Here is a 957-nt window from a genome sequence, read left to right as displayed (position 1 = left end):
GCGTGCTGCCGGGCGGGGCTTTTGCGTTTCGGGGAGGGGGATTCTTCTCGCGCTTGCGCCGCTTATTGCACCGACTCCGCCGCGTCTTTACGCAGGATGAATGCGCTGAACGCCAGGAAATCATCCAGATGCCCGGTGATGATCGCGATCATGATCGGCAGTTGCAGGGCTTGATAGTCATGCACGGCGATGTTCCTGAAGCCCACCATGTTCTTCAGGTTTTTCACCAGTCCTTCCTCCAGCCAGCCACCTTGCAAAAGCAGCTCGAATGTATCGCGAGCACTTTGCGGGATACCCAGCCGCTCACGTCGAATCAAGTGCTGTCCGATGTCCAGTGCCGCTTCACACGCCCGCTGGATGTTCAGGACCGCCGAATCCTGGCGAGTGAAATCGGTGGCAAACGTAGCGGGATCTTTCTCGTATTCTTCCCGCACCCTGGCGACGCAACGCTCGATACTCGCTGCCTTGTTGATCAGTACATCATCGGCCATACACGCTGCCTTCTTCCTGAATATCCTTGAGCAAGCCTGCCCGAGCCTCATCCAGAGCGGTTTTTTCGCTGAGAATGAAACATTCGTACAAACCCGCCTGTACGTCTCTGGCCCAGAGCCGCTGGCCTCGAGTCACGATCTGGTATTGCATGACGGTCGTTGCCGCGCGTAAATCGATCAGATCCACGGGACTGCCAGCGATATCGGCCAAATCTCCTGAGAGTTGCCACAGCGAAACAGGGTCGACCTCGCCGGACAAGAGCACTGCCAGATCGACGTCGCTGTCAGGTCCCGCGGTGCCCTGTGCATGGCTACCGAACAGGTAAACCGCCAGCAGCCCAGGGAGATGGTGGTGCAGATGAGTCAGCAAGGCTTGAGTGTTCATGCTGCCTATCCTAGCCGCTCATCCTGAAATCGCCGCAATAATTTCCGGAATGTAAATGCAAAACAAAAAAAAGTCCCGCCC

The 957-nt window shown here is 56.8% G+C and carries 2 protein-coding genes; both read right to left on the bottom strand.

What is annotated here, in order from left to right:
- Window positions 1-62: 62 nt before the first annotated feature.
- Entirely contained in the window at window positions 63-491 is a 429-nt protein-coding gene (gene hepT / locus ACE04F_RS28195; RefSeq protein ID WP_486110894.1) for a type VII toxin-antitoxin system HepT family RNase toxin, read from the bottom strand.
- Entirely contained in the window at window positions 481-876 is a 396-nt protein-coding gene (mntA, locus tag ACE04F_RS28190) for a type VII toxin-antitoxin system MntA family adenylyltransferase antitoxin (protein ID WP_486110892.1), read from the bottom strand. Before mntA ends, hepT begins: the two co-directional genes overlap by 11 nt.
- Window positions 877-957 lie beyond the last annotated feature (81 nt).

It is taken from the genome of Pseudomonas sp. AGC41 (assembly GCF_057334555.1).
Note: the sequence above shows the minus strand (reverse complement) of the source record. Positions and strands in the feature narration are given on the sequence as shown.